Origin of the sequence: Pseudomonas azerbaijanorientalis, from assembly GCF_019139795.1 — a bacterium.
Lineage (GTDB): Bacteria > Pseudomonadota > Gammaproteobacteria > Pseudomonadales > Pseudomonadaceae > Aquipseudomonas > Aquipseudomonas laurylsulfatiphila.
In genome coordinates this window covers 5,487,501-5,508,305 of record NZ_CP077078.1, presented here as the reverse complement: position 1 = coordinate 5,508,305, position 20,805 = coordinate 5,487,501, and the positions used below count along the sequence as shown (strand labels likewise).

19 protein-coding genes (1 of these 19 cut by a window edge) are annotated in these 20,805 nt (G+C 59.3%); 10 read left to right on the top strand and 9 right to left on the bottom strand.

Going from position 1 to position 20,805, the window contains the following annotated elements:
- Positions 1-516 precede the first annotated feature (516 nt).
- The 5 genes from KSS91_RS24650 to dksA form a co-directional block, all read right to left on the bottom strand.
- A complete protein-coding gene (locus KSS91_RS24650) occupies positions 517-1,956 on the bottom strand; it encodes a sigma-54-dependent transcriptional regulator (RefSeq protein WP_095965619.1) in 1,440 nt (479 codons plus the stop codon).
- Positions 1,957-1,978: 22 nt separating this feature from the next.
- Complete coding sequence (locus KSS91_RS24645; RefSeq protein WP_217836379.1) at positions 1,979-4,933, bottom strand: sensor histidine kinase; 2,955 nt, start codon at positions 4,931-4,933, stop codon at positions 1,979-1,981.
- The gene (locus KSS91_RS24640; protein WP_003176118.1) at positions 4,917-5,093 is read right to left on the bottom strand and encodes a hypothetical protein; all 177 of its coding nucleotides are present in this window, start codon (positions 5,091-5,093) and stop codon (positions 4,917-4,919) included. Before KSS91_RS24640 ends, KSS91_RS24645 begins: the two co-directional genes overlap by 17 nt.
- Positions 5,094-5,170: 77 nt before the next feature.
- Entirely contained in the window at positions 5,171-6,067 is an 897-nt protein-coding gene (gluQRS, locus tag KSS91_RS24635; RefSeq protein ID WP_217836378.1) for a tRNA glutamyl-Q(34) synthetase GluQRS, read from the bottom strand.
- A gap of 203 nt (positions 6,068-6,270) precedes the next feature.
- A complete protein-coding gene (dksA, locus tag KSS91_RS24630; protein WP_007971100.1) occupies positions 6,271-6,711 on the bottom strand; it encodes an RNA polymerase-binding protein DksA in 441 nt (146 codons plus the stop codon).
- 334 nt (positions 6,712-7,045) lie between these two features.
- On the opposite strand from dksA, the gene KSS91_RS24625 reads away from it, so the two are divergent.
- Positions 7,046-8,218 carry a pyridoxal phosphate-dependent aminotransferase gene (locus KSS91_RS24625; RefSeq protein WP_217836377.1) on the top strand — a complete coding sequence of 391 codons (1,173 nt, stop codon included), beginning with the start codon at positions 7,046-7,048 and terminating at the stop codon, positions 8,216-8,218.
- Positions 8,218-8,931: a DNA/RNA nuclease SfsA gene (gene sfsA, locus KSS91_RS24620; RefSeq protein WP_217836376.1), complete on the top strand. Its 714-nt coding sequence runs from the start codon at positions 8,218-8,220 to the stop codon at positions 8,929-8,931. The genes KSS91_RS24625 and sfsA overlap by 1 nt, the downstream gene beginning before the upstream one ends.
- On the opposite strand, the gene KSS91_RS24615 is transcribed toward sfsA, so the two are convergent.
- From KSS91_RS24615 to KSS91_RS24600, 4 genes are all read right to left on the bottom strand, one after another.
- The gene (locus tag KSS91_RS24615) at positions 8,928-9,245 is read right to left on the bottom strand and encodes a Rieske (2Fe-2S) protein (RefSeq protein ID WP_015096854.1); all 318 of its coding nucleotides are present in this window, start codon (positions 9,243-9,245) and stop codon (positions 8,928-8,930) included. The two genes, sfsA and KSS91_RS24615, sit on opposite strands and share 4 nt — an antisense overlap.
- A gap of 455 nt (positions 9,246-9,700) precedes the next feature.
- Positions 9,701-9,973 carry a TfoX/Sxy family protein gene (locus tag KSS91_RS24610; RefSeq protein ID WP_007971093.1) on the bottom strand — a complete coding sequence of 91 codons (273 nt, stop codon included), beginning with the start codon at positions 9,971-9,973 and terminating at the stop codon, positions 9,701-9,703.
- A 246-nt stretch (positions 9,974-10,219) separates the two neighbouring features.
- Positions 10,220-10,564, bottom strand: coding sequence for a pentapeptide repeat-containing protein (locus KSS91_RS24605; protein WP_217836375.1), 345 nt, complete (start codon positions 10,562-10,564; stop codon positions 10,220-10,222).
- 90 nt (positions 10,565-10,654) lie between these two features.
- On the bottom strand, positions 10,655-12,211 hold the full coding sequence (locus KSS91_RS24600) for a bifunctional aminoglycoside phosphotransferase/ATP-binding protein (protein ID WP_217836374.1): 1,557 nt from the start codon (positions 12,209-12,211) through the stop codon (positions 10,655-10,657).
- 115 nt (positions 12,212-12,326) lie between these two features.
- Here KSS91_RS24600 and mrcB point away from each other — a divergent pair, with 115 nt between their 5' ends.
- The 8 genes from mrcB to msrP all read left to right on the top strand — a co-directional run.
- Positions 12,327-14,645: a penicillin-binding protein 1B gene (gene mrcB / locus KSS91_RS24595; protein ID WP_217836373.1), complete on the top strand. Its 2,319-nt coding sequence runs from the start codon at positions 12,327-12,329 to the stop codon at positions 14,643-14,645.
- A gap of 16 nt (positions 14,646-14,661) precedes the next feature.
- The gene (locus tag KSS91_RS24590; RefSeq protein ID WP_217836372.1) at positions 14,662-15,399 is read left to right on the top strand and encodes a tetratricopeptide repeat protein; all 738 of its coding nucleotides are present in this window, start codon (positions 14,662-14,664) and stop codon (positions 15,397-15,399) included.
- Positions 15,399-15,734, top strand: a complete 336-nt coding sequence (locus tag KSS91_RS24585; protein WP_015096848.1) for a YqcC family protein — start codon at positions 15,399-15,401, stop codon at positions 15,732-15,734. The genes KSS91_RS24590 and KSS91_RS24585 overlap by 1 nt, the downstream gene beginning before the upstream one ends.
- A 483-nt stretch (positions 15,735-16,217) precedes the next feature.
- Positions 16,218-17,942, top strand: coding sequence for an acetolactate synthase 3 large subunit (locus KSS91_RS24580; protein WP_015096847.1), 1,725 nt, complete (start codon positions 16,218-16,220; stop codon positions 17,940-17,942).
- Positions 17,943-17,944: 2 nt separating this feature from the next.
- Positions 17,945-18,436: an acetolactate synthase small subunit gene (ilvN, locus tag KSS91_RS24575; RefSeq protein WP_003176102.1), complete on the top strand. Its 492-nt coding sequence runs from the start codon at positions 17,945-17,947 to the stop codon at positions 18,434-18,436.
- 45 nt (positions 18,437-18,481) lie between these two features.
- On the top strand, positions 18,482-19,498 hold the full coding sequence (gene ilvC, locus KSS91_RS24570) for a ketol-acid reductoisomerase (protein WP_003228216.1): 1,017 nt from the start codon (positions 18,482-18,484) through the stop codon (positions 19,496-19,498).
- A 144-nt stretch (positions 19,499-19,642) separates the two neighbouring features.
- On the top strand, positions 19,643-20,497 hold the full coding sequence (pssA, locus tag KSS91_RS24565; protein ID WP_217836371.1) for a CDP-diacylglycerol--serine O-phosphatidyltransferase: 855 nt from the start codon (positions 19,643-19,645) through the stop codon (positions 20,495-20,497).
- Positions 20,498-20,555: 58 nt separating this feature from the next.
- On the top strand, positions 20,556-20,805 hold the 5' end (the start) of the coding sequence (gene msrP / locus KSS91_RS24560) for a protein-methionine-sulfoxide reductase catalytic subunit MsrP (RefSeq protein ID WP_217836370.1). 764 nt of this gene lie beyond the right edge of the window; only the first 250 of its 1,014 coding nucleotides appear in the window; its start codon is at positions 20,556-20,558; the stop codon falls past the right edge of the window.

Here is a 20,805-nt window from a genome sequence, read left to right as displayed (position 1 = left end):
TTTATTTTTGGTTTCGGGCTTTTTGTTTTTGTTAAGTGCCCTTGCCATGAAGCTTTCCTTCATGACCCTCCCAATCGGGAGCCAAGAGCAAACGGATTGCTTTGGTCGCTGAATTGCAGTGATCTTTCGATCCAACCAGTACAGGCTCTGTCTTAGGACAGTTTTTGTTGTTCTCGGCCTGGTCGTGGGGCTAGCCCCAAATACAACGCCTCTCCAAAAGAATCAGTTAGCTGCGCCTCTCGCCGTCTTGTTTTTATTGTGCGTGAGTCGATTCGTCTTATTTTTATTGTCTTTTGCATTGCTTGTTATTGTTCTTGTACCAAACATATAGCAGGGTGCGTGCCAACTTTTGTGAAGCCCAATAAAACAAGGGGTTAAGCCAGCTGTCGGGCATTTCGAAGGCGAAAAAAAGCCGGGGCTTCGTTACCGTAAGCCCCGGCTTCTGTTACGTGAAAAAGCTGAGGTAACAGTTTTTTCACAAAGTCACGTGTTACCCGCACATGAGACAGGTGGGGTTCAGCTTTCGCTGGCCACCCCGGTCTTGCGTCGCGGGATGCCCAGGCGCTGACGGCGTTCCCACAGGCATTTGCGGCTGACCCCGAGTTTGCGGGCCAGTTCGGTTTCAGTCATGTGGTCCTGATGCTCGAGGACGAAATGCTGGAAGTAGTCTTCCAGAGAGAGGTCTTCGGTCGGCTCGTGATTGTTGTTGCTGGCATTGCCGTTGCCCTGTTGTGGGGGCAGGCCAATGAATTCGTCATCTTCCAGGTCGCTCAGTTCGATGTCGATGCCCAGCAACTCGGCGGAGATTTCCGGGCTTTCGCACAGGATAACGGCGCGCTCGACGGCGTTTTCCAGTTCGCGAACGTTGCCCGGCCAGGAGTAGTGACGAATGGCTTGCTCGGCATCCGCGGCGAACTTCAGGTCGGTGCGGTTGATTCGCGCACTTTGCCGCGCCAGGAAGGCGTTGGCGATTTCGTTGACGTCCGCACCGCGTTCGCGCAGGGCTGGCAGCTTCAGCGCAATTACGTGGAGGCGGTAATACAAGTCTTCGCGGAACTGGCCGATCTTCGCCAGGCTCTTGAGGTCACGGTGAGTCGCGGCGATCAGGCGCACATCGACTTTTTGCGACTGCACCGAACCTACGCGGCGAATTTCGCCTTCCTGCAATACGCGCAGCAGGCGAGCCTGGGCTTCCAGAGGCAGTTCGCCAATTTCGTCGAGGAACAAGGTGCCGCCGTCCGCCGCTTCCACCAGGCCGGCGCGCCCTGCGCTGGCGCCGGTAAATGCGCCTTTTTCGTGGCCGAACAGTTCGGACTCGATCAGGCTTTCCGGAATGGCTGCGCAGTTCACCGAAATCATCGGTGCCTTGGCGCGTCTGGACAGGTTGTGCAGGGCGCGGGCCACCAGTTCTTTACCGGTGCCCGATTCGCCCTGGATCAGCACGTTGGAATCGGTCGGCGCGACTTTGCGGATCTTGCCATACAGGTCCTGCATCGGCGGGCATGAGCCGATAATGCCGATCTCGCCGTTGCTGTTGTCGGCACCGGATTTCGCCGCACCATTGGCGGCTTTGCCGGCAACCGCTTCACCACCGGCTTGTGCCGTTTGTCGGTCACGCAGGATTCGTGCGGCGGCTTGCAGCATTTCGTCGTGGTCGAATGGCTTGGCAATGTAATCCACCGCACCCATTTTCATCGAGTCGACTGCCGAGCGCAGGCTCGCGTAGCTGGTCATGATCAGCACCGGCGTACCTTGGGCGAGCTTGATCAACTCTGTGCCAGGCGCGCCCGGCAGGCGCAGGTCACTGACGATCAGATCGAACGAGGGAATGGTGAAGCGTTCTTGTGCTTCCTGCACTGAACCGGCTTCGCTGACCTGGTACTGGTTGCGTTCCAGCAGGCGGCGCAAGGCGGAGCGGATAATGGTTTCGTCTTCGACGATCAAAATGTGCGGCATTGATTCGATACTCTCGACGGTCTCAGTTCACAGCGGACGTCGCTTCGACATGACGCGGCAAGGTAACCCTGATTCGGGTGCCGCGTTGGCTTTGAACATCAGCCGGGCTGTCGATGGTGATTTGTCCATAATGCTCTTCAACGATGGAATAGACCAGTGCAAGGCCCAGACCGGTGCCTTCGCCTGGGTCCTTGGTGGTGAAGAAAGGTTCGAACAATCGGTCCATGATGCTCGACGGAATACCGCTGCCTTCGTCCTCCACGATCAGGTCGACCGTGTGTTCGCCGGCTTCGCTCTTGACCCGCACCGCACTGCCGGGAGGCGATGCGTCACGGGCGTTTGAGAGCAGGTTGATCAACACCTGGGCCAGCCGTTGCGGGTCGCCTTCGACCCAGTGCTCGGGGTCGCACAGGTTGTAGAACTGCACTTCGAAATTGCGTCGGTTCAGTGCCAGCAGGCCGATGGCATCCTGAGCCACTTCGGCCAGACAGACGGGCTCGTCGCTGTGCTGATGGCTGCCGGCATGGGCAAAGCTCATCAGCGACTGGACAATGCGCGACACACGCTTGGTCTGCTCGAGGATCTGGCCGCTGATCTCCTTCAGCTCGCCGTCTTCCTCGCGTTCTTCGCGCAGGTTCTGCGCCAGGCACGCGATACCGGTGATCGGGTTGCCGATTTCATGGGCCACGCCGGCCGCCAGGCGACCGATGCTCGCCAGGCGCTCGGAGTGCACCAGCTTGTCCTCGAGCATCTGGGTTTCGGTCAGGTCTTCCACCAGCAACACCAGGCCACTGTTACCCGGTGCCAGGGGTTCGTCGATTGCCGCTTTGTGCAGGTTCAGCCAGCGTGTCTGGCCGTCGAGGGCCAGGTGCTGCTTGTGCAAGTGCTCGTCCGGCAGATTGATGAAGCCTTGCAGCAGTTCTTTCCACGGATCGGCAATGGTGCTCAGGCGCGAACCGACCACGCGCTGCGCGGCGATGCCGGTCAGCTCCTCCATAGCCTTGTTCCACATGAGGATTTCCTGATCTTTCGCCAGCGAGCAAACGCCCATCGGCAATTCCTGCAGGGTCTGGCGGTGATAGCGGCGCAGGGCATCGAGTTCGGCGGCCAGGCCGGTCAGGCGCGAGTGGTAGTCCTCGAGTCGGCTTTCGATGAAGTGAATGTCTTCGGTCACGTAGTTTTCGCCGCCAGCCTTGTAGGGCAGGAACGTCTCGACCATGTCCTGGGCCACGCTCGGCCCCATCAGGCCGGAGAGGTTGGCTTCGATGCGGTCACGCAAGCGCCGCAGGGCATAGGGTCGGCGTTCGTCGAATGGCAGATAAAGGTCGCGCAGCGCCTGTTCCACTTCTTTCTGCGCCGCTTTTGCACCCAGCGGTTTTGCAAGCTGCGTGGCGAATTCCTGGGGCGAGGCTGCGTGCAGTTCGCGGCGTTGCGGGCGGCGCACGTTATCCACGGCGCAGGCTTCGGCGGCGCTGGCCTCTTCGGTGCTGGCGTTGGTGAACAGCGAGATCAGGGTGAACATCAGTACGTTGGCCGCCAACGAGGCAATCGCCGCCATGTGCCAGCTGGTGTCGTCCAGCACGTAGATCATGTTCAGCAGCGGAATGTAGAAGCCCTGCAGGTTACCGACCAGCGGTAACAACATAGTCACCAGCCACACCAGTATCCCCGCCAGCAAGCCGGCGATGAAGCCGCGACGGTTGGCGGTCGGCCAGTACAGGACCGAGAGCACGCCCGGCAGGAACTGCAGCGTGGCGACGAAAGCGACGATGCCGAGGTTGGCCAGGTCCTGTTCGGCACCGAGCATCAGGTAGAAGCCGTAGCCAGCCATGATGATCGCGACAATCAGCGCCCGGCGGGTCCACTTCAGCCAGCGGTAGATATTGCCTTCGGCCGGTGGTTGATAAAGCGGCAGTACCAGGTGGTTCAAGGCCATCCCGGACAGCGCCAGTGTGGTGACGATGATCAGGCCGCTGGCAGCAGACAGCCCGCCGATATAGGCCAGCAACGCCAGCGCCTTGCTGTTGGCGGCGATGCCGATGCCCAGGGTGAAGTATTCCGGATTGGTGGTGGCGCCCAGTTTCAGGCCGGCCCATAGAATCAGCGGCACCGCCAGGCTCATCAGCAGCAGGAACAGCGGCAGGCCCCAGCTCGCACTGACCAGCGAGCGCGGGTTGAGGTTTTCGGTAAAGGTCATGTGATACATGTGCGGCATCACGATCGCTGAGGCGAAGAACACCAGCAACAGGGTGCGCCACGGGCCTTCCTGCAAAGGCGTGTGCAAGGCCGCGAGCGCGGTCTGGTTTTGCAGCAACCACAGTTCAAGGTGTTGCGGGCCGTCGAACACGCCGTAAAGCGCATACAACCCGACACCGCCGAGGGCGATCAGCTTGATCACCGATTCGAAGGCAATCGCGAACACCAGGCCTTCATGCTTTTCCCGGGTGGCGATGTGGCGGGAGCCGAAGAAAATCGTGAACAGCGTGATCAGTGCGCAGAAACTCAGGGCCACGCGATTTTGTACAGGCTCGCGGGTGAGGATGCCGATGGAGTCGGCGACCGCCTGAATCTGCAGGGCCAGCAATGGCAATACGCCGACCAGCATGAAGATCGTCGTCAGCGCTCCGGCCCAGGTGCTGCGGAAGCGGAAGGCGAACAAGTCCGCCAGGGACGACAGTTGATAAGTGCGGGTGATCTTCAGGATCGGATAAAGCAACACCGGCGCCAGCAGAAAGGCCCCGGAAACGCCCAGGTAGCTGGATAGAAAGCCGTAGCCGTACTGATAGGCCAGGCCCACGGTGCCGTAAAACGCCCAGGCACTGGCATAGACGCCCAGTGACAGGGTGTAGGTCAGCGGGTGGCGAATGATCGCCCGGGGAATCATGCCCCGTTCACTGATCCAGGCCACACCGAACAGCACCGCCAGGTACGCGGCGCTGATCAGGATCATCTGGGTCAGGCTAAAGCTCATCGGCATCTTTTTGGCTCTGCAGGATGAAGGTCACGACGATCAGAATCAGCCAGAGCAGATAAGGGCGATACCAGGCGCCAGTGGCGTCGATCCACCAATCCATGATGGCCGGGGAAAACAGGTAAATGCCCACTACCAAAAGCAGGACCAAGCGATAGATGTACATCCCGGCCTCTCTTTTTTATGTGCGTGCCCGAAAACGTGCGGCGATGGTAACGGATGGGCGCGGCACTGCAAGTGTGATCACAACAGCTGTGCCTCGGGCAGGCTCAGTGTGCGCGGGATCAGCGAGGCATCCCAGTGGGCAATGCCCCAGTTCAGCACTTCCCGTGGCGTGGCATCAATCAGTTCGGTTCCCGGGTTCTGTCCCAGCGCGCGCAGCGCCCGCAACAACAGTGGCGTTGCCTGATCCTCGGTCAACGGCGGCGAACGGTAGGATTTACCGAGTTTATTGCCATCGGGCTGAGTAATCAGCGGGATATGCAGATAACGTGGTTGCGGCAGGCCGAGCAGTTCTTGCAGGTACAGCTGGCGGGGCGTGGAATCCAGCAGGTCGGCACCCCGAACGATATCGGTGATGCCCTGCCAGGCATCGTCCAGGACCACGGCAAGTTGATAGGCGTAGAGCCCGTCGCGACGGCGGATCACGAAATCGCCGACTTCCCGGCCCAGGTGCTGGCGGTACTCGCCCTGCACCCGGTCGAGGAAGTGGTATTCCAGCTCCGGTACGCGCAGGCGGATGGCGGCATCATCGGCGCCATGGCCGGCATTGCGGCACAGTCCGGGGTAAATCCCGTGATACGGTTCCAGCTGTTTGCGCGAGCAGGTGCAGGCGTAGGCCAGGCCGTGATTGAACAGGCGATTGAGCACCTCGGCGTAGGCGTCGTGCCGCTCGCTTTGGCGAACCAGGTTGCCATCCCACTCGAAGCCATAGCTTTCCAGGGCCTTGAGAATGGCCGCCTGGGCGCCGGGTTCCTCGCGGGGCGGATCAAGGTCTTCCATGCGCATCAGCCAGCGTCCGCCCACCGAGCGCGCGTCAAGGTAGGAGGCCAATGCGGCGACCAACGAGCCGAAGTGCAGATGGCCACTGGGCGTGGGGGCAAAGCGCCCGATGTAGGTGGGTGAGGCGATGGCAGTCATAAGGGCAGTGTTACTTTTTCCAGGCTTGCGCTAACCACCTTGTGGGAGCGGGCTTGCTCGCGAAGAGGCCATCAGCCTCAACATCAATATAGGTTGACGCACCGCTTTCGCGAGCAAGCCCGCTCCCACAGGTTTGCTGCTGAGGCAAATTTTAGAAACAAAAACGGAGCGTTCGCACGCTCCGTTCTTCGTTCAAGTCGCAATTACTTGCCGACTTGCTTTTCCTTGATTTCCGCCAAGGTCTTGCAGTCGATGCACAGGTCGGCGGTAGGACGCGCTTCGAGGCGCTTGACGCCGATCTCGATGCCGCAGGATTCACACCAGCCATACTCTTCGTCTTCGATCAGCTGAAGTGTCTTGTCGATCTTCTTGATCAACTTGCGTTCACGATCGCGGGCACGCAGTTCAAGGGCGAATTCCTCTTCCTGGCTGGCACGGTCTGCCGGATCAGGGAAGTTGGCCGCTTCGTCCTTCATGTGGTCCACGGTCTTGTCGACACCTTCCATCAGCTCTTTTTTCCACTGATTCAGGACCTTGGTGAAGTGCTTGCGCATGGGCTCGCCCATGTACTCTTCGCCAGCTTTCTGAACATAGGGCTCGAAGCCGCTGATTGCCTGGTTTTGCTGCTTTGCTTGGGTGGACATGAAATAGACCGCCTCTACTCTTGTAATCCATCTGCGCAGGATTGCTCCATCACCGACACCTGCCGGCCCTGCGGCTGCAAGCGGGCGAACTTACCAGATCAACTCGGGCCGCGCTACTCCCGGATGTCGAGCTTGCGGCTCATGGTGCTTGCCAATGATGACAAACCGTTGTCTGGCGGCTCCGGAACCCTGCTCAACTATTGATTTTAGTCAAACCTTGCGCGCACGCTTGAATCGTTTGTGGTCAGGGTAATAAGCCCTCTGACCGCTTTAGGTTCTCGCTCGTTCCTGCGCTTGGGTAGAATCGGTTTTTTTCCCCGTTGAAGGAAGGCCAATGGCTCAGTCCTACAGTGCCCGCAGTCGCGCGATCGAACCCTTTCATGTCATGGCGTTGTTGGCGCGGGCCAATGAATTGCAGGCGGCCGGCCACGATGTGATCCACCTGGAAATCGGCGAGCCGGACTTCACCACCGCCGAACCGATCATCCAGGCCGGCCAGGCTGCGCTGGCAGCGGGGAAGACCCGTTACACTGCCGCGCGCGGCATTCCGGAGCTGCGTGAGGCCATTTCGGGCTTTTATCAGCAGCGTTATGGCTTGAACATCGACCCTCGACGCATCCTCATCACACCCGGCGGGTCCGGCGCGTTGCTGCTGGCCAGTGCTTTGCTGGTAGACCCCGGCAAGCACTGGCTGCTGGCAGACCCGGGCTACCCCTGTAACCGGCACTTCCTGCGACTGGTCGAAGGCGCGGCGCAATTGGTGCCGGTCGGTCCGGAGGTGCGTTATCAATTGACGCCTGGCCTGATCGAGCGTCATTGGGATCACGACAGCGTGGGCGCATTGGTGGCGTCGCCAGCCAATCCGACCGGCACGATCCTGACCCGCGACGAACTGGCGAAGTTGTCTGTCGCGATCAAGGAGCGCCATGGTCATCTGGTGGTCGACGAGATCTATCACGGCCTGACCTACGGCACCGATGCGGCCAGCGTGCTGGAAGTCGACGACAGTGCCTTTGTGCTGAACAGTTTTTCAAAGTACTTCGGCATGACCGGTTGGCGGTTGGGATGGCTGGTGGCCCCGGACGCTGCCGTCGGTGAGCTGGAAAAGCTCGCCCAGAATCTTTATATCAGCGCTCCAAGCATGGCGCAGCACGCCGCGCTCGCCTGCTTCGAGCCGGCAACCATCAGTATTCTTGAAGAGCGTCGCGCCGAATTTGGCCGACGTCGGGATTACCTGCTGCCGGCCTTGCGTGAATTGGGCTTCGGCATTGCCGTGGAGCCGGAAGGGGCATTCTACTTGTACGCCGATATCAGCAAGTTTGGCGGCGATGCCTTCGCGTTCTGTAAATATTTTCTCGAAACCGAGCATGTGGCCTTCACTCCGGGGCTGGATTTCGGGCGTTATCAGGCCGGGCATCATGTACGGTTCGCCTACACGCAAAATCTCGAGCGTTTGCAGGAAGCGGTCGAGCGCATTGCCCGTGGGTTGCGGAGCTGGCAAGGCTGATGCGATTTCATCCCCCCCTCGAAGAAGGTCGCCTGATTCGACGCTACAAGCGTTTTCTCGCCGATATCGAAACCGTTGACGGCGAGTTGCTGACTATTCACTGCCCGAATACAGGCTCGATGCTCAATTGTCAGGTCGAAGGCGGGCAGGTCTGGTTCAGCCGCTCCAACGACCCGAAACGCAAGTTGCCCGGCACCTGGGAGATCGGCGAAACCCCGCAAGGTCGGTTGTTTTGCGTGAACACCGCCCGTGCCAATGGTTTGGTCGAAGAGGCGCTGCGAGCGGGCGTCATCACCGAATTGAACGGCTTTACCGGGCTCAAGCGCGAAGTGGCTTATGGTCAGGAAAACAGTCGTATTGATTTCCGGCTCGATTTCCCCGAAGGGCCTGCCTACGTCGAGGTCAAAAGCGTGACCCTGGGTTTCGACGGTACGGCGGTGGCGGCGTTTCCGGATGCAGTCACCCAGCGTGGTGCCAAGCATCTGCGGGAGCTGGCCCACTTGGCCAGGGACGGTATTCGCGCGGTGCAGCTGTACTGTGTTTGCCTGACCGGCATCGAGGCCGTACGCCCGGCGCAGGAAATCGATGCGGCTTATGCGCAGGCCTTGCGTGAGGCTATTGAATGTGGGGTCGAGGTGTTGGCTTACGGTGTGCGGTTGAGCCACGAAGAGATGCTGGTCGACCGGCGTCTGGATGTGTTGCCGGGCGGCTAAAGGCTGATCCAGATCCCTTGTTCGTCCTCGCGACAGGCCACTCTGGTCAAGGCTTGCCCCGCGCAAGGGCCGGCGACGCATTCACCGTCTTCGATCAGGAACAGTGCGCCATGGGTGGCGCACTGGATCAGGCTGTTGCTCGGGTCGAGAAACTGGTCGGGATGCCACTCCAAAGCGACGCCCCGGTGCGGGCAGCGGTTGATGTAGACATGGACCTGACCGCTGCGGCGCACCGCAAAAAGCTTTTGGCCGTCAATGTCGAAACCGCGACTGCTGTCATTCACCAGTTCGGCACCTGCGCAAAGCAACTTCATCTCTATCCTCTGTCCCGCAACTCGTGACCGGATATGTCCGGGCTTGACGGTTAAATGCGATCAAATGGCCGTCTTGTCCGCCGGGGACAAGTGCCTGTCGTCGAGGATACTTGGCCTGGTCATTCGATGCCCCTGAAACTGTCATACGTCTGACCACCCGCGTTGTGGTGATCGGTATCGCCGGCCCCGTCAGTACTTTTCCACAGGCAAAAAAAGACCCGGCAAGAGCCGGGTCAAATAACCGTGATTAGCCTGATGAGGAGATAATCTGAGAGTCCGAACCAAGGGCTTTTCAGAAAATCGACCAGTCTCGCGACCAGTTGTGGTAATAATATCGATTCTCATTACCAAGTCAACCGCTGTTTTTCGATTTCTTGGTGATTCGCCGAATTTACTTCTGCAGGCCCCGTAATCATTGGGTTTCAGGATGCAAAGCTTCGGGAATACTTGTCTGATCAGTTCTTGTGACGTGAAGAAATGGCTTCCAGTTGTTTGTTCAACGCTTCCTTGCGCTCGGCAGGGATGTCATTCCAGTGGACGTCCATCAAGGCGCCTTCAATGGCGTACAACAACACCTTGGACGCCCGAAAACCGCGCGTACGCACGGCCCGATAAGCATCCACCGCCCCGAGGCGACGCAAGTCCGATGCGCTATGGATGCCCACGGCATGCAGCCATTGCGCTGACGTCTTGCCAAGATTCTTCAGGTGTTGCAGTTCATCATTCATCAAGCCTCCTTGCGATGGCCGAATGGAGAGCGTGGGCAATCTTCTGAGGAGTGTAGCCATCAGCAGGAAAAGCGTGATTGTTTGCTCGTTTTCGACGCAAACGCTTCTAAGAGATGGGCATTGGCAGGGCGTGAAAAGTCTGCGAACGAGGGAGGAAGAGGTGGGGAACAGTCGGGAATTGCGGGTGAACATCCCTGTAGTCCAGTGCAGGGGGAGGGCACTGGACGTGTCAGTCGGCAACGATGATCAGCGGGTACGGTAGCGCAACCGTGTGCCGAAGTTCATCGACATGAGGATTTCGTCGGCACTCAGTTCCACTGGAAAGTAGGTGCCGGAGATTTGCGCGTGGGCCAGGCTCGCGCCTTCCAGGTTCGCTTTGCGAAAATCGATGCCGCGCAAGTCGGCGGAACGGAAGTAGGCGTCGCTGAAATCCACGCCGTCGGCATTCAGTTCGCGCAGGTCCAGCCCCCGGAAATCGCCACCCGCCATGTCGATGGGGCCATCCTTGGGGCGCTCACTGTTGAAGCCTCTGATGTCGTCTTTGTGCAGCAGGGCATAAAGCGGTGTGTCGAGAAGTTTTGGCTGGCTCATGTCGCATCACCTGATGGTTTTATGACGCCAGTATAGTGCCACTGTTTAACAGCCGTGAGGCCTGCGAGGGCCTCACGACTGAAATAGTTTTTACAGGCCCGGCAGGCGCTGGCGAATCTGTTCCACAACGGTATCGAGAGTCCCGCTTTCATTGGTCTGGACGCGCTTGCTGCAGAGGATTTCTGCGGGGGTCAGCGCCTCGCGGCTGGCTTGTTGGGCTTCGATTACGGCCAGCGTGGCGTCGGACGGGTCCTTTTTGTCGGCCTGGCGTGCGGCCAGCCAGCTTTCGATCACGGCCTGTGGTGCATTGCAGTCGAGGATCAGGAAGGGGGCACCCGTGGCCTCGGCCACCTTCGCCGCACTGTCACGCTGCTCACGCTTGAGGTAAGTGGCGTCGACCACCACCGGGAAGCCCGCATGCAGAATGACGTCGGCGATGTCGTGCAGGCGGGCATAGGTCGCCGCACTGGCGTCGGCGCTATAGATGCCGGCCTGTACATCATTCTCGACGGTCTGCTCGCCGAACAGGCGCTTGCGCTCGACATCGGAGCGCAGGCGAATCGCGCCCAGGGCTTCGACCAGGCGCATGGCGACATGGCTCTTACCGACTGCGGAAACGCCGCTGGTAATGGCCATGAAGCGCGAAGGAATGGTGCTGTAGCTTTCCGCAAGGTTGGCGTAGTTGCGGTACTGGCGCAGGGTCGTGGCACGCTGCACCGCAGTGGCGTCGGCCGGCATGCTGAACAGGGCGACCTTGGCGCGAACCAGGGCGCGGTAGGCTTTATAGAAGTTCAGCAGCTCGAGGCCGCGATAGTCGCCGGTCAGCTCCAGGTACTGGCTGACGAAACGGCGCGCCAGACACTTCAGGCCACGATCTTCCAGGTCCATCGCCAGGAAGCCGGTGTCGGCATAAACGTCGGTAAAACGGAACGGCTCGTTGAATTCGATGCAGTCGAAGATCACGACCTTGCCGTCGATCACGGTTGCGTTACCCAAGTGGATATCACCGTGGCATTCGCGAATGAAGCCTTCGGCCTTGCGCTGGGTGAGCAGTGGTTTGAGGCGTTCGAAGCTGCTTTCGGCCCAGGCTTGCAGGGCGTCGAGTTGCAACAGGTCGGCTTTATCGCTAAGGAACGGGCGAATCTGCTCGAAGTTCTGGCGTACTGGCGCCATGACGCTGTCCGGGGTGCCGGCTTCGTGCCCGGCCGGCACTTTGGGGGCGCTGAGGTGGAAGCGGGCGATTTGCTCGGCCATCTCGTCGATGTGCGCAGTGGTCAATTCGCCATTGGCTTGCAGGGTACTCAGTAGTCCGCTTTGCGGGAACTGGCGCATCTTCAGCAGATATTCGATGGCTGGCCCTTCGCCGCCCAATTGCGGAGCCTCGGCGCTGCCGGTGACGGGCAACACTTCCAGGTACAAATCGTTGGTCAGGCGCTGGTTCAGGCGCAGTTCTTCAGTGCAAAAATGCTCGCGAGCCTCAAGGCCGGTAAAGTCGAGAAAACCGAAGTTGACCGGTTTCTTCACTTTATAAGCGAAGGGGCCGGTGAGAATGACCCAGGAGATATGGGTTTCGATGACCTGGAATCCTTCTACCGGGTGCGGGTAGAGGGCAGGGTTTTGCAGGGCAGCGATCAAGGTCTGGCTCACAGGCGATCCTTCAGAGTCTGGAAAATCAAGGCCGTCATTATGGCTGCAAGTCCGCTTGACGCAAACCTCGGAGCGCTCCTGTTGAGTATCAATAAAGTGCGTATAATCCGCCGCCATGACTCGTACTCGAACTCCCCGCACCCCCAAAAAACCACCCTCCAGGGGCCTGCGCCCGTGGCTGGGCTGGGCCATTAAACTCAGTCTGGTCGGCCTGGTAGTGCTGGCCGGATTCGCCGTTTACCTTGATGCAATCGTCCAGGAGAAGTTCTCCGGCAAGCGCTGGACGATTCCGGCCAAGGTTTACGCACGTCCGCTCGAGCTGTTCGTCGGACAAAAGCTGAGCAGGGATGATTTCCTGACCGAGCTCGATGCCCTGGGCTATCGCCGTGAAAGCGTGGCCAACGGCCCGGGCGCGGCGTCGGTCAACGGCAATACCGTTGACCTGAACACCCGTGGCTTCCAGTTCTATGAAGGCATGGAGCAAGCGCAACCGGTGCGGGTGCGTTTCTCCGGCGATTACGTGGCCGAGTTGGCGGGGGCAAAAGGCTCGAAGCTGTCGGTGGTACGCCTGGAACCGCTGCTGATCGGTGGCCTGTACCCGAAAAACCTCGAAGACCGGATTCTGATCAAAATCGATCAGGTGCCGCCGTATCTGCTGGAAACGCTGGTGGCTGTCGAGGACCGCGATTTTTATCATCACTTTGGTGTTTCACCGAAGTCGATCGCCCGAGCGATCTGGGTCAACGGTTCATCCGGCCGCATGCGTCAGGGTGGCAGTACCCTGACTCAGCAGTTGGTCAAGAACTTCTACCTGACCAACGAGCGCAGCCTGAGCCGCAAACTCACCGAAGCGATGATGGCGCTGTTGCTTGAACTGCATTATAACAAACGCGAAATCCTTGAGGCTTACCTCAACGAAGTGTTTATCGGGCAGGACGGTCAGCGCGCGGTGCACGGTTTCGGTCTGGCCAGCCAGTTCTTCTTCAGCCAGCCGCTGGCCGAGCTCAAGCTGCATCAAGTCGCACTGCTGGTGGGGATGGTCAAAGGGCCGTCTTCCTACAACCCGCGTCGTTATCCGGAACGTGCCCTTGAGCGGCGCAACCTGGTACTCGATGTGCTGCAGGAGCAGGGCGTCGCGACTGCCGAGCAGGTTGAGGCGGCGAAGAAAATGCCGCTGGGTGTGACCAAACGCGGCAGTCTGGCGGACAGCTCGTTCCCCGGATTCCTCGATCTGGTCAAGCGTCAGTTGCGCGAAGACTATCGCGACGAAGACTTGACCGAGGAAGGCCTGCGCATCTTCACCAGTTTCGACCCGATCCTGCAGATGAAGGCTGAAGCCTCGGTCAACGACACCTTCAAGCGCCTGGCCGGGCGCAAGGGGTCTGATGATGTTGAAGCGGCGATGGTCGTGACCAACCCGGAGACTGGCGAAGTACAGGCCATGATCGGCAGTCGCCAGGCCAGTTTTGCCGGGTTCAACCGGGCGCTGGATGCTGTGCGGCCGATCGGCTCGTTGATCAAACCGGCTGTGTACCTGACCGCGCTGGAGAAGCCGAGCCAGTACACGTTGACCAGTTGGCTGTCGGACGAGTCCTTCTCGGTCAAGGGCGCCGACGGCCAGGTCTGGAAGCCGCAGAACTACGATCGTCGTTCTCACGGTACCGTCTTCCTCTATCAGGGTTTGGCGCATTCCTACAACCTGTCGACCGCGCGCCTAGGCTTGGCGGTCGGTGTGCCGAACGTCCTGAAGACGGTGGAGCGCCTGGGGGTGTCTCGTGAATTCCCGGCCTTCCCGTCGATGTTGCTCGGTGCTGGCGGGATGACGCCCATCGAAGTGGCGACCATGTACCAGACCCTCGCCAACGGTGGGTTCAATACGCCGATGCGCGGGATTCGCAGCGTACTGACCGCCGAAGGCGAGCCGCTCAAGCGTTACCCGTTCCAGATTCAGCAGCGTTTCGATCCGGCCTCCATTTACCTGATCCAGAGCGCCATGCAGCGCGTGATGCGAGAAGGTACCGGCAGCTCGGTTTATAACGTGTTGCCAAGAACACTGACTCTCGCGGGTAAAACCGGCACCAGTAACGACTCGCGAGACAGTTGGTTTGCCGGTTTCAGCCAGGACTTGCTGGCGGTGGTCTGGCTGGGGCGCGATGACAACGGCAAGACGCCATTCACTGGCGCCACCGGGGCCTTGCAGGTCTGGACCAGCTTCATGCGCAAGGCCGACCCGTTGCCGCTGGACATGCCGCAGCCGGATAATATCGTTCAGGCCTGGGTGGATTCGCGAACCGGACAAGGTTCTGACGCCGGTTGCCCCGGTGCCGTGCAGATGCCGTATATTCGCGGCAGCGAACCGCCTCCCGGCGCCGCTTGCGGTGGTGAAAACCCTGCGGAGTCGGTGATGGACTGGGTCAAGGGCTGGATGAATTAAGCAAAGAGGATTTCAAGTGAACAAGTGGTTGATTCCAGCGGTTGCCGCCGTAGCTTTGCTCAGCGGTTGTTCTACCGTCCAACGCGGTTCGATTCCGGTTGTAGATTCCGGCACCGCGGTGTCCAACAGTGAGCGGATCTCGGCCAATGGCGGCTTCCGCCAGACGACCGTCAAGCGCCCTGTACAAGGTCAGTCGCAGACCCAGGCGATTCCGCAAGGTGACAGCGGCGTCGTGGTGATGGTGCCAGGCGCTGCGACGACTTCAACGCCAATCAGCACCACGCCTATTACCCCGGGGCCGATCACGCCGGGGCCGATTGACACGTCGCCGGTACAGCCGGCGCCGATCAACCAGGGCAGCTACAGCATGCCGTCGTCGCCAAGCGGGATTCCGTCGGCCAGCTCGGGCGGGCTCTCTGCCGACGAGCAGCTGGACGGCCCGGTACTGGCTTTGCTGACCACCGCTCAGCAGCAACAGGCGAGCGGTGATCTCAACGGTGCCTCTTCCAGCCTTGAACGCGCCCAGCGCGTTGCTCCGCGTGAACCGCAGGTGCTGTACCGCCTGGCGCAGGTGCGGATGGCGCAAGGCGATGCAGCCCAGGCCGAGCAGTTCGCTCGCCGTGGGCTGACCTTGGCCAATGGGCGTCCGGCCCTTCAGGCCAACTTGTGGGAGCTGATTGCCCAGGCGCGTGAAAAACAGGGTGACTCCCAGGGCGCCGCACTGGCGCGCCAGAAGGCCAAGGTAACGCTGTGATGGATGCGCGCTTTCTGAAAATCGCCGATCAACTGCTGTTGATCGAGCGCGAGTTGCGGATGCAAGGATGGTGGGATGAAGTCTCGCCATCGGCCGAAGCGCTTTCCAGTGTCGAGCCGTTTTCGGTTGATACACTGGATTTCGAGCAATGGCTGCAATGGATCTTCCTGCCGCGCATGAAGATGATCCTCGAGCAGGATCTGCCGCTACCCAATGCTTCGGGCATTCAGGAAATGGCTGAAATGGTCTTTGCCGGACGCAATGTCCAGGGCAAGGATCGGCAGTTGCAGGTATTGCTAAAAGAGTTTGATCAGTTGATCACCGCCTCTCGCTGAGCCAGAAGCTGCCAGTGTCCGCTAGCAGTTGTCCACAATCTCTCTCTATTTTGTCGGCTACTGCAGGGTAAGTGCATGCGCGTGCCAATTTTTTGCCAAAAGTTGCGCAATCGAAGCTAACACGGGGCTGATTTACGGGTTTTTTCTTGCGTTCTCATGTGCTTAGTAGAATAAAGCTCATAGACGACTTGACTTGCGAAGGGCGAAACAGAAGAATCCAAAGTCCGCTGTACAGGGACTGCCAGAAGCAGACCCTCTCAGCAGATCATGAGGCGCATATCCGCGTCGACCTGTTACACCCGCAACGCGTTACCTCGCGCTGGGTGGGAAAGCCCCGCAACACTTGGGACGATCCCAATACTTGCTCAGTCAGTGCTGACGTAGTCGGCGACCACCGTCGCTCATGCTCTGCCGAGAAGTAAACCTATTAAGACCCGTCCTATTTTTCGTGGGCGGTATTCTGGCGTTTTAGAGGTGAGCAACGTGGAGCTTTTATCTGGCGGTGAGATGCTCGTCCGCTTTTTGCGCGACGAAGGCGTCAAATATATCTACGGGTACCCGGGTGGTGCTCTTCTTCATGTCTACGATGCCCTGTTCAAAGAACCGGAAGTGACCCACATCCTGGTTCGTCACGAGCAAGCGGCTACCCATATGGCTGACGGCTACGCCCGTGCCACCGGTAAAGCCGGTGTGGTACTGGTGACTTCCGGGCCGGGCGCGACAAACGCCATCACCGGTATTGCCACGGCCTACATGGACTCCATTCCGATGGTGGTCATTTCCGGCCAGGTACCGAGCACCATGGTTGGCACCGACGCATTCCAGGAAACCGACATGATCGGTATCTCCCGGCCGATCGTGAAACACAGCTTCATGATCAAGCACGCGTCGGAAATCCCGGAAGTCATGAAGAAAGCCTTCTACCTGGCGCAATCCGGTCGCCCTGGTCCGGTCGTTGTCGATATTCCGAAAGACATGACCAACCCGGCCGAGAAGTTCGAATACGTCTTCCCGAAAAAAGCCAAGCTCCGTTCCTACAGCCCGGCTGTTCGCGGTCACTCCGGTCAAATCCGCAAGGCGGCAGAAATGCTCCTGGCGGCCAAGCGTCCTGTGTTGTACTCGGGCGGCGGCGTGATCCTCGGCGGTGGTTCCGCACCACTGACCGAACTGGCGAAGATGCTCAACCTGCCAGTGACCAATACCCTGATGGGTCTCGGTGGCTACCCTGGCACCGACCGTCAGTTCATCGGCATGCTCGGCATGCACGGCAGCTACACCGCCAACCTGGCGATGCACCATGCTGACGTGATCCTCGCTGTCGGCGCGCGTTTCGACGACCGTGTCATCAACGGCGCGTCGAAGTTCTGCCCGAACGCCAAGATCATTCACATCGACATCGACCCGGCTTCGATCTCCAAGACCATCAAGGCCGACGTGCCTATCGTGGGTCCGGTCGAGAGTGTCCTGACCGAAATGGTCGCGATCCTCAAGGAAATCGGCGAGACCCCGAACAAGGAGTCCGTTGCCAGCTGGTGGAAGCAAGTCGATGAGTGGCGCGGTGATCGTGGCCTGTTCCCTTATGACAAGGGCGACGGCAGTGTCATCAAGCCGCAGGCCGTGATCGAAACCCTGTGCGAAGTGACCAAGGGCGATGCCTTTGTAGCCTCTGACGTGGGTCAGCACCAGATGTTCGCGGCGCAGTACTACACGTTCAACAAGCCGAACCGCTGGATCAACTCCGGTGGCCTGGGCACCATGGGCTTCGGTTTCCCGGCGGCCATGGGCATCAAGTTGAGCTTCCCGGATGACGACGTCGTTTGCGTCACCGGCGAGGGCAGCATCCAGATGAACATTCAGGAGCTCTCGACCTGCCTGCAATACGGTTTGCCGGTCAAGATCGTAATCCTGAACAACGGTGTGCTGGGCATGGTTCGCCAGTGGCAGGACATGAGCTACGGCAGTCGTCACTCCCATTCCTATATGGAATCGTTGCCTGACTTCGTCAAACTGGCAGAGGCTTACGGTCACGTTGGCGTGCGTATCACCGATTCGAAGGACTTGAAGTCGAAGATGGAAGAGGCGTTCGCCATGAAAGATCGCCTGGTGGTGATCGACATTTCGGTCGACACCAGCGAGCACGTCTATCCGATGCAGATCAAAGACGGCTCCATGCGCGATATGTGGCTGAGCAAGACGGAGCGTACTTAATCATGCGGCACATTATTTCCTTGCTTCTGGAAAACGAACCCGGCGCTCTGTCTCGCGTGGTTGGCCTGTTCTCGCAGCGCAACTACAACATCGAAAGCCTGACCGTGGCCCCAACCGAAGACCCGACCCTGTCGCGTCTGACGCTGACCACTGTCGGTCACGATGAAGTCATCGAGCAGATCACCAAGAACCTGAACAAGCTGATCGAAGTGGTAAAACTGGTCGACCTGTCGGAAAGTGCTCACATCGAGCGCGAACTGATGTTGGTCAAGGTCAAGGCCACCGGCGCCCAGCGCGCCGAGATCAAGCGCACTACCGATATTTACCGTGGGCAGATCGTAGATGTCAGCGCCAGCGTGTATACCGTTCAACTGACCGGTACCAGCGACAAGCTCGACAGCTTCATTCAGTCCATCGGCACCGCCTCGATTCTGGAAACCGTCCGTAGCGGCGTGACCGGCATTGCCCGCGGCGACAAAGTACTCAGCATCTAAACCAAATTAGCGAACGGCCTGAACGGCCTGATATAGGGGAAATTCATGAAAGTTTTCTACGATAAAGACTGCGACCTGTCGATCATCCAGGGCAAGAAAGTTGCCATCATCGGTTACGGTTCCCAAGGCCACGCTCAGGCGTGCAACCTGAAAGACTCCGGCGTTGACGTGACTGTTGGCCTGCGTAAAGGTTCGGCTACCGTTGCCAAGGCAGAAGCCCACGGCCTGAAAGTGACCGACGTTGCTTCCGCTGTTGCGGCTGCCGACCTGGTCATGATCCTGACCCCGGACGAGTTCCAGTCCTCCCTGTACAAGAACGAAATCGAGCCGAACATCAAGAAAGGCGCCACCCTGGCCTTCTCCCACGGCTTCGCGATCCACTACAACCAGGTTGTGCCGCGCGCTGACCTCGACGTGATCATGATCGCGCCGAAGGCTCCAGGCCACACCGTACGTTCCGAATTCGTGAAGGGCGGCGGTATCCCTGACCTGATCGCTATCTACCAGGACGCCTCGGGCAACGCCAAGAACGTTGCGCTGTCCTACGCTGCCGGCGTTGGCGGCGGTCGTACCGGCATCATCGAAACCACTTTCAAGGACGAGACCGAAACCGACCTGTTCGGCGAGCAAGCCGTTCTGTGTGGCGGTACCGTTGAACTGGTAAAAGCCGGTTTCGAAACCCTGGTTGAAGCTGGTTACGCGCCAGAAATGGCCTACTTCGAGTGCCTGCACGAACTGAAGCTGATCGTTGACCTCATGTACGAAGGCGGTATCGCCAACATGAACTACTCGATCTCCAACAACGCCGAATACGGCGAGTACGTGACCGGCCCGGAAGTTATCAACGCCGAGTCCCGTCAGGCCATGCGCAACGCCCTGAAACGTATTCAGGACGGCGAATACGCCAAGATGTTCATCAGCGAAGGCGCTACCGGCTATCCTTCGATGACCGCCAAGCGTCGTAACAACGCCGCTCACGGTATCGAAATCATCGGCGAGCAACTGCGCTCCATGATGCCGTGGATCGGTGCCAACAAGATCGTCGACAAAGCTAAAAACTAAGTCACGCCCTTGTACGAAAAACGCGGCTTAGGCCGCGTTTTTTCGTTTGGGAGACCGGTTCTGGTATAAAGCTGCATCGTTTGCGGCCGAACCGTCGTCCCAGACACCTGTCCAAACTTTCCACCCCGTTGCAAGGTAATGTCCATGAGCGAACGCCCCGAAGAGCCAAACCAGGCTTCTGACGCCGAAAGCCTGCTGCCCATCGATGAACATGTCGAGGAGGGCCATGACGCTGAAGGTCGTAAAGTCCGGCATCGTGGTATCTATCTTCTGCCGAACCTGTTTACCACTGCGAACCTGTTCGCAGGGTTTTACTCCATCATCAACTCGATGAGCGCCCAGGCGGCCCTGAGTGCAGGTGATGCGGTCAATGCGAGCAAGTATTTCGCGTTTGCGGCCATCGCCATCTTCGTTGCGATGGTGCTCGATGGCCTTGATGGCCGCGTGGCCCGTATGACCAATACCCAGAGCGCCTTTGGTGCCGAGTACGACTCGCTGTCGGACATGGTTGCCTTTGGTGTCGCACCGGCATTGCTGGCCTTCGGTTGGGCTCTGGGTGACATGGGCAAGGTTGGCTGGATGGTCGCCTTCGTTTATGTCGCGGGTGCGGCGCTGCGTCTCGCACGTTTCAACACTCAGGTCGGTACGGCGGACAAGCGCTACTTTATCGGCCTGGCCAGCCCGGCGGCGGCGGGTGTTGTTGCAGGCATCGTCTGGGCGTTCAGCGATTACGGTATCCAGGGGTCGAAGATGTCCTTCCTGGTTGCGCTGATGGTGGCTGCGGCCGGCATGCTGATGGTCAGCAACATCAAGTACAACAGCTTCAAGGAGCTGGATCTGAAAGGGCGCGTGCCGTTCGTGGCGATTCTCGCTGTGGTGCTGGTGTTTGCAGTGGTGTTCAGTGATCCGCCGCGCATCCTGCTGCTGGTATTTCTCGCCTATGCAGCCTCCGGCCCCGTTCAATACCTGTTACGTCTTCGCCGTAACAAGAACGCGTAATTTCCCTCATACTCCGCAGTCTATAGGTGCGTCTGTCCTCCAGAGCTGCGGAGTCACCATGCTGATCAAAGTCACCAGAACCTCCGACTGTCATGAGTCGGACGTCACGCCTGAATCCCTCTATCTTTCTCGACGCAATGTGCTCGGCGCCGCGGTTGCGGGCTTCGCCCTGGGCAGCCTGCCGCAATGGGCCAGCGCTGGCGATGCTGCACGTTACCCGGATGTCGAATCCGGCAAGGCGCCTTCCTGGTTCAGCGAAAAACTTCCCGCTACCAAGTGGGAGGCGATCAACATCAAGGATGAGGCGA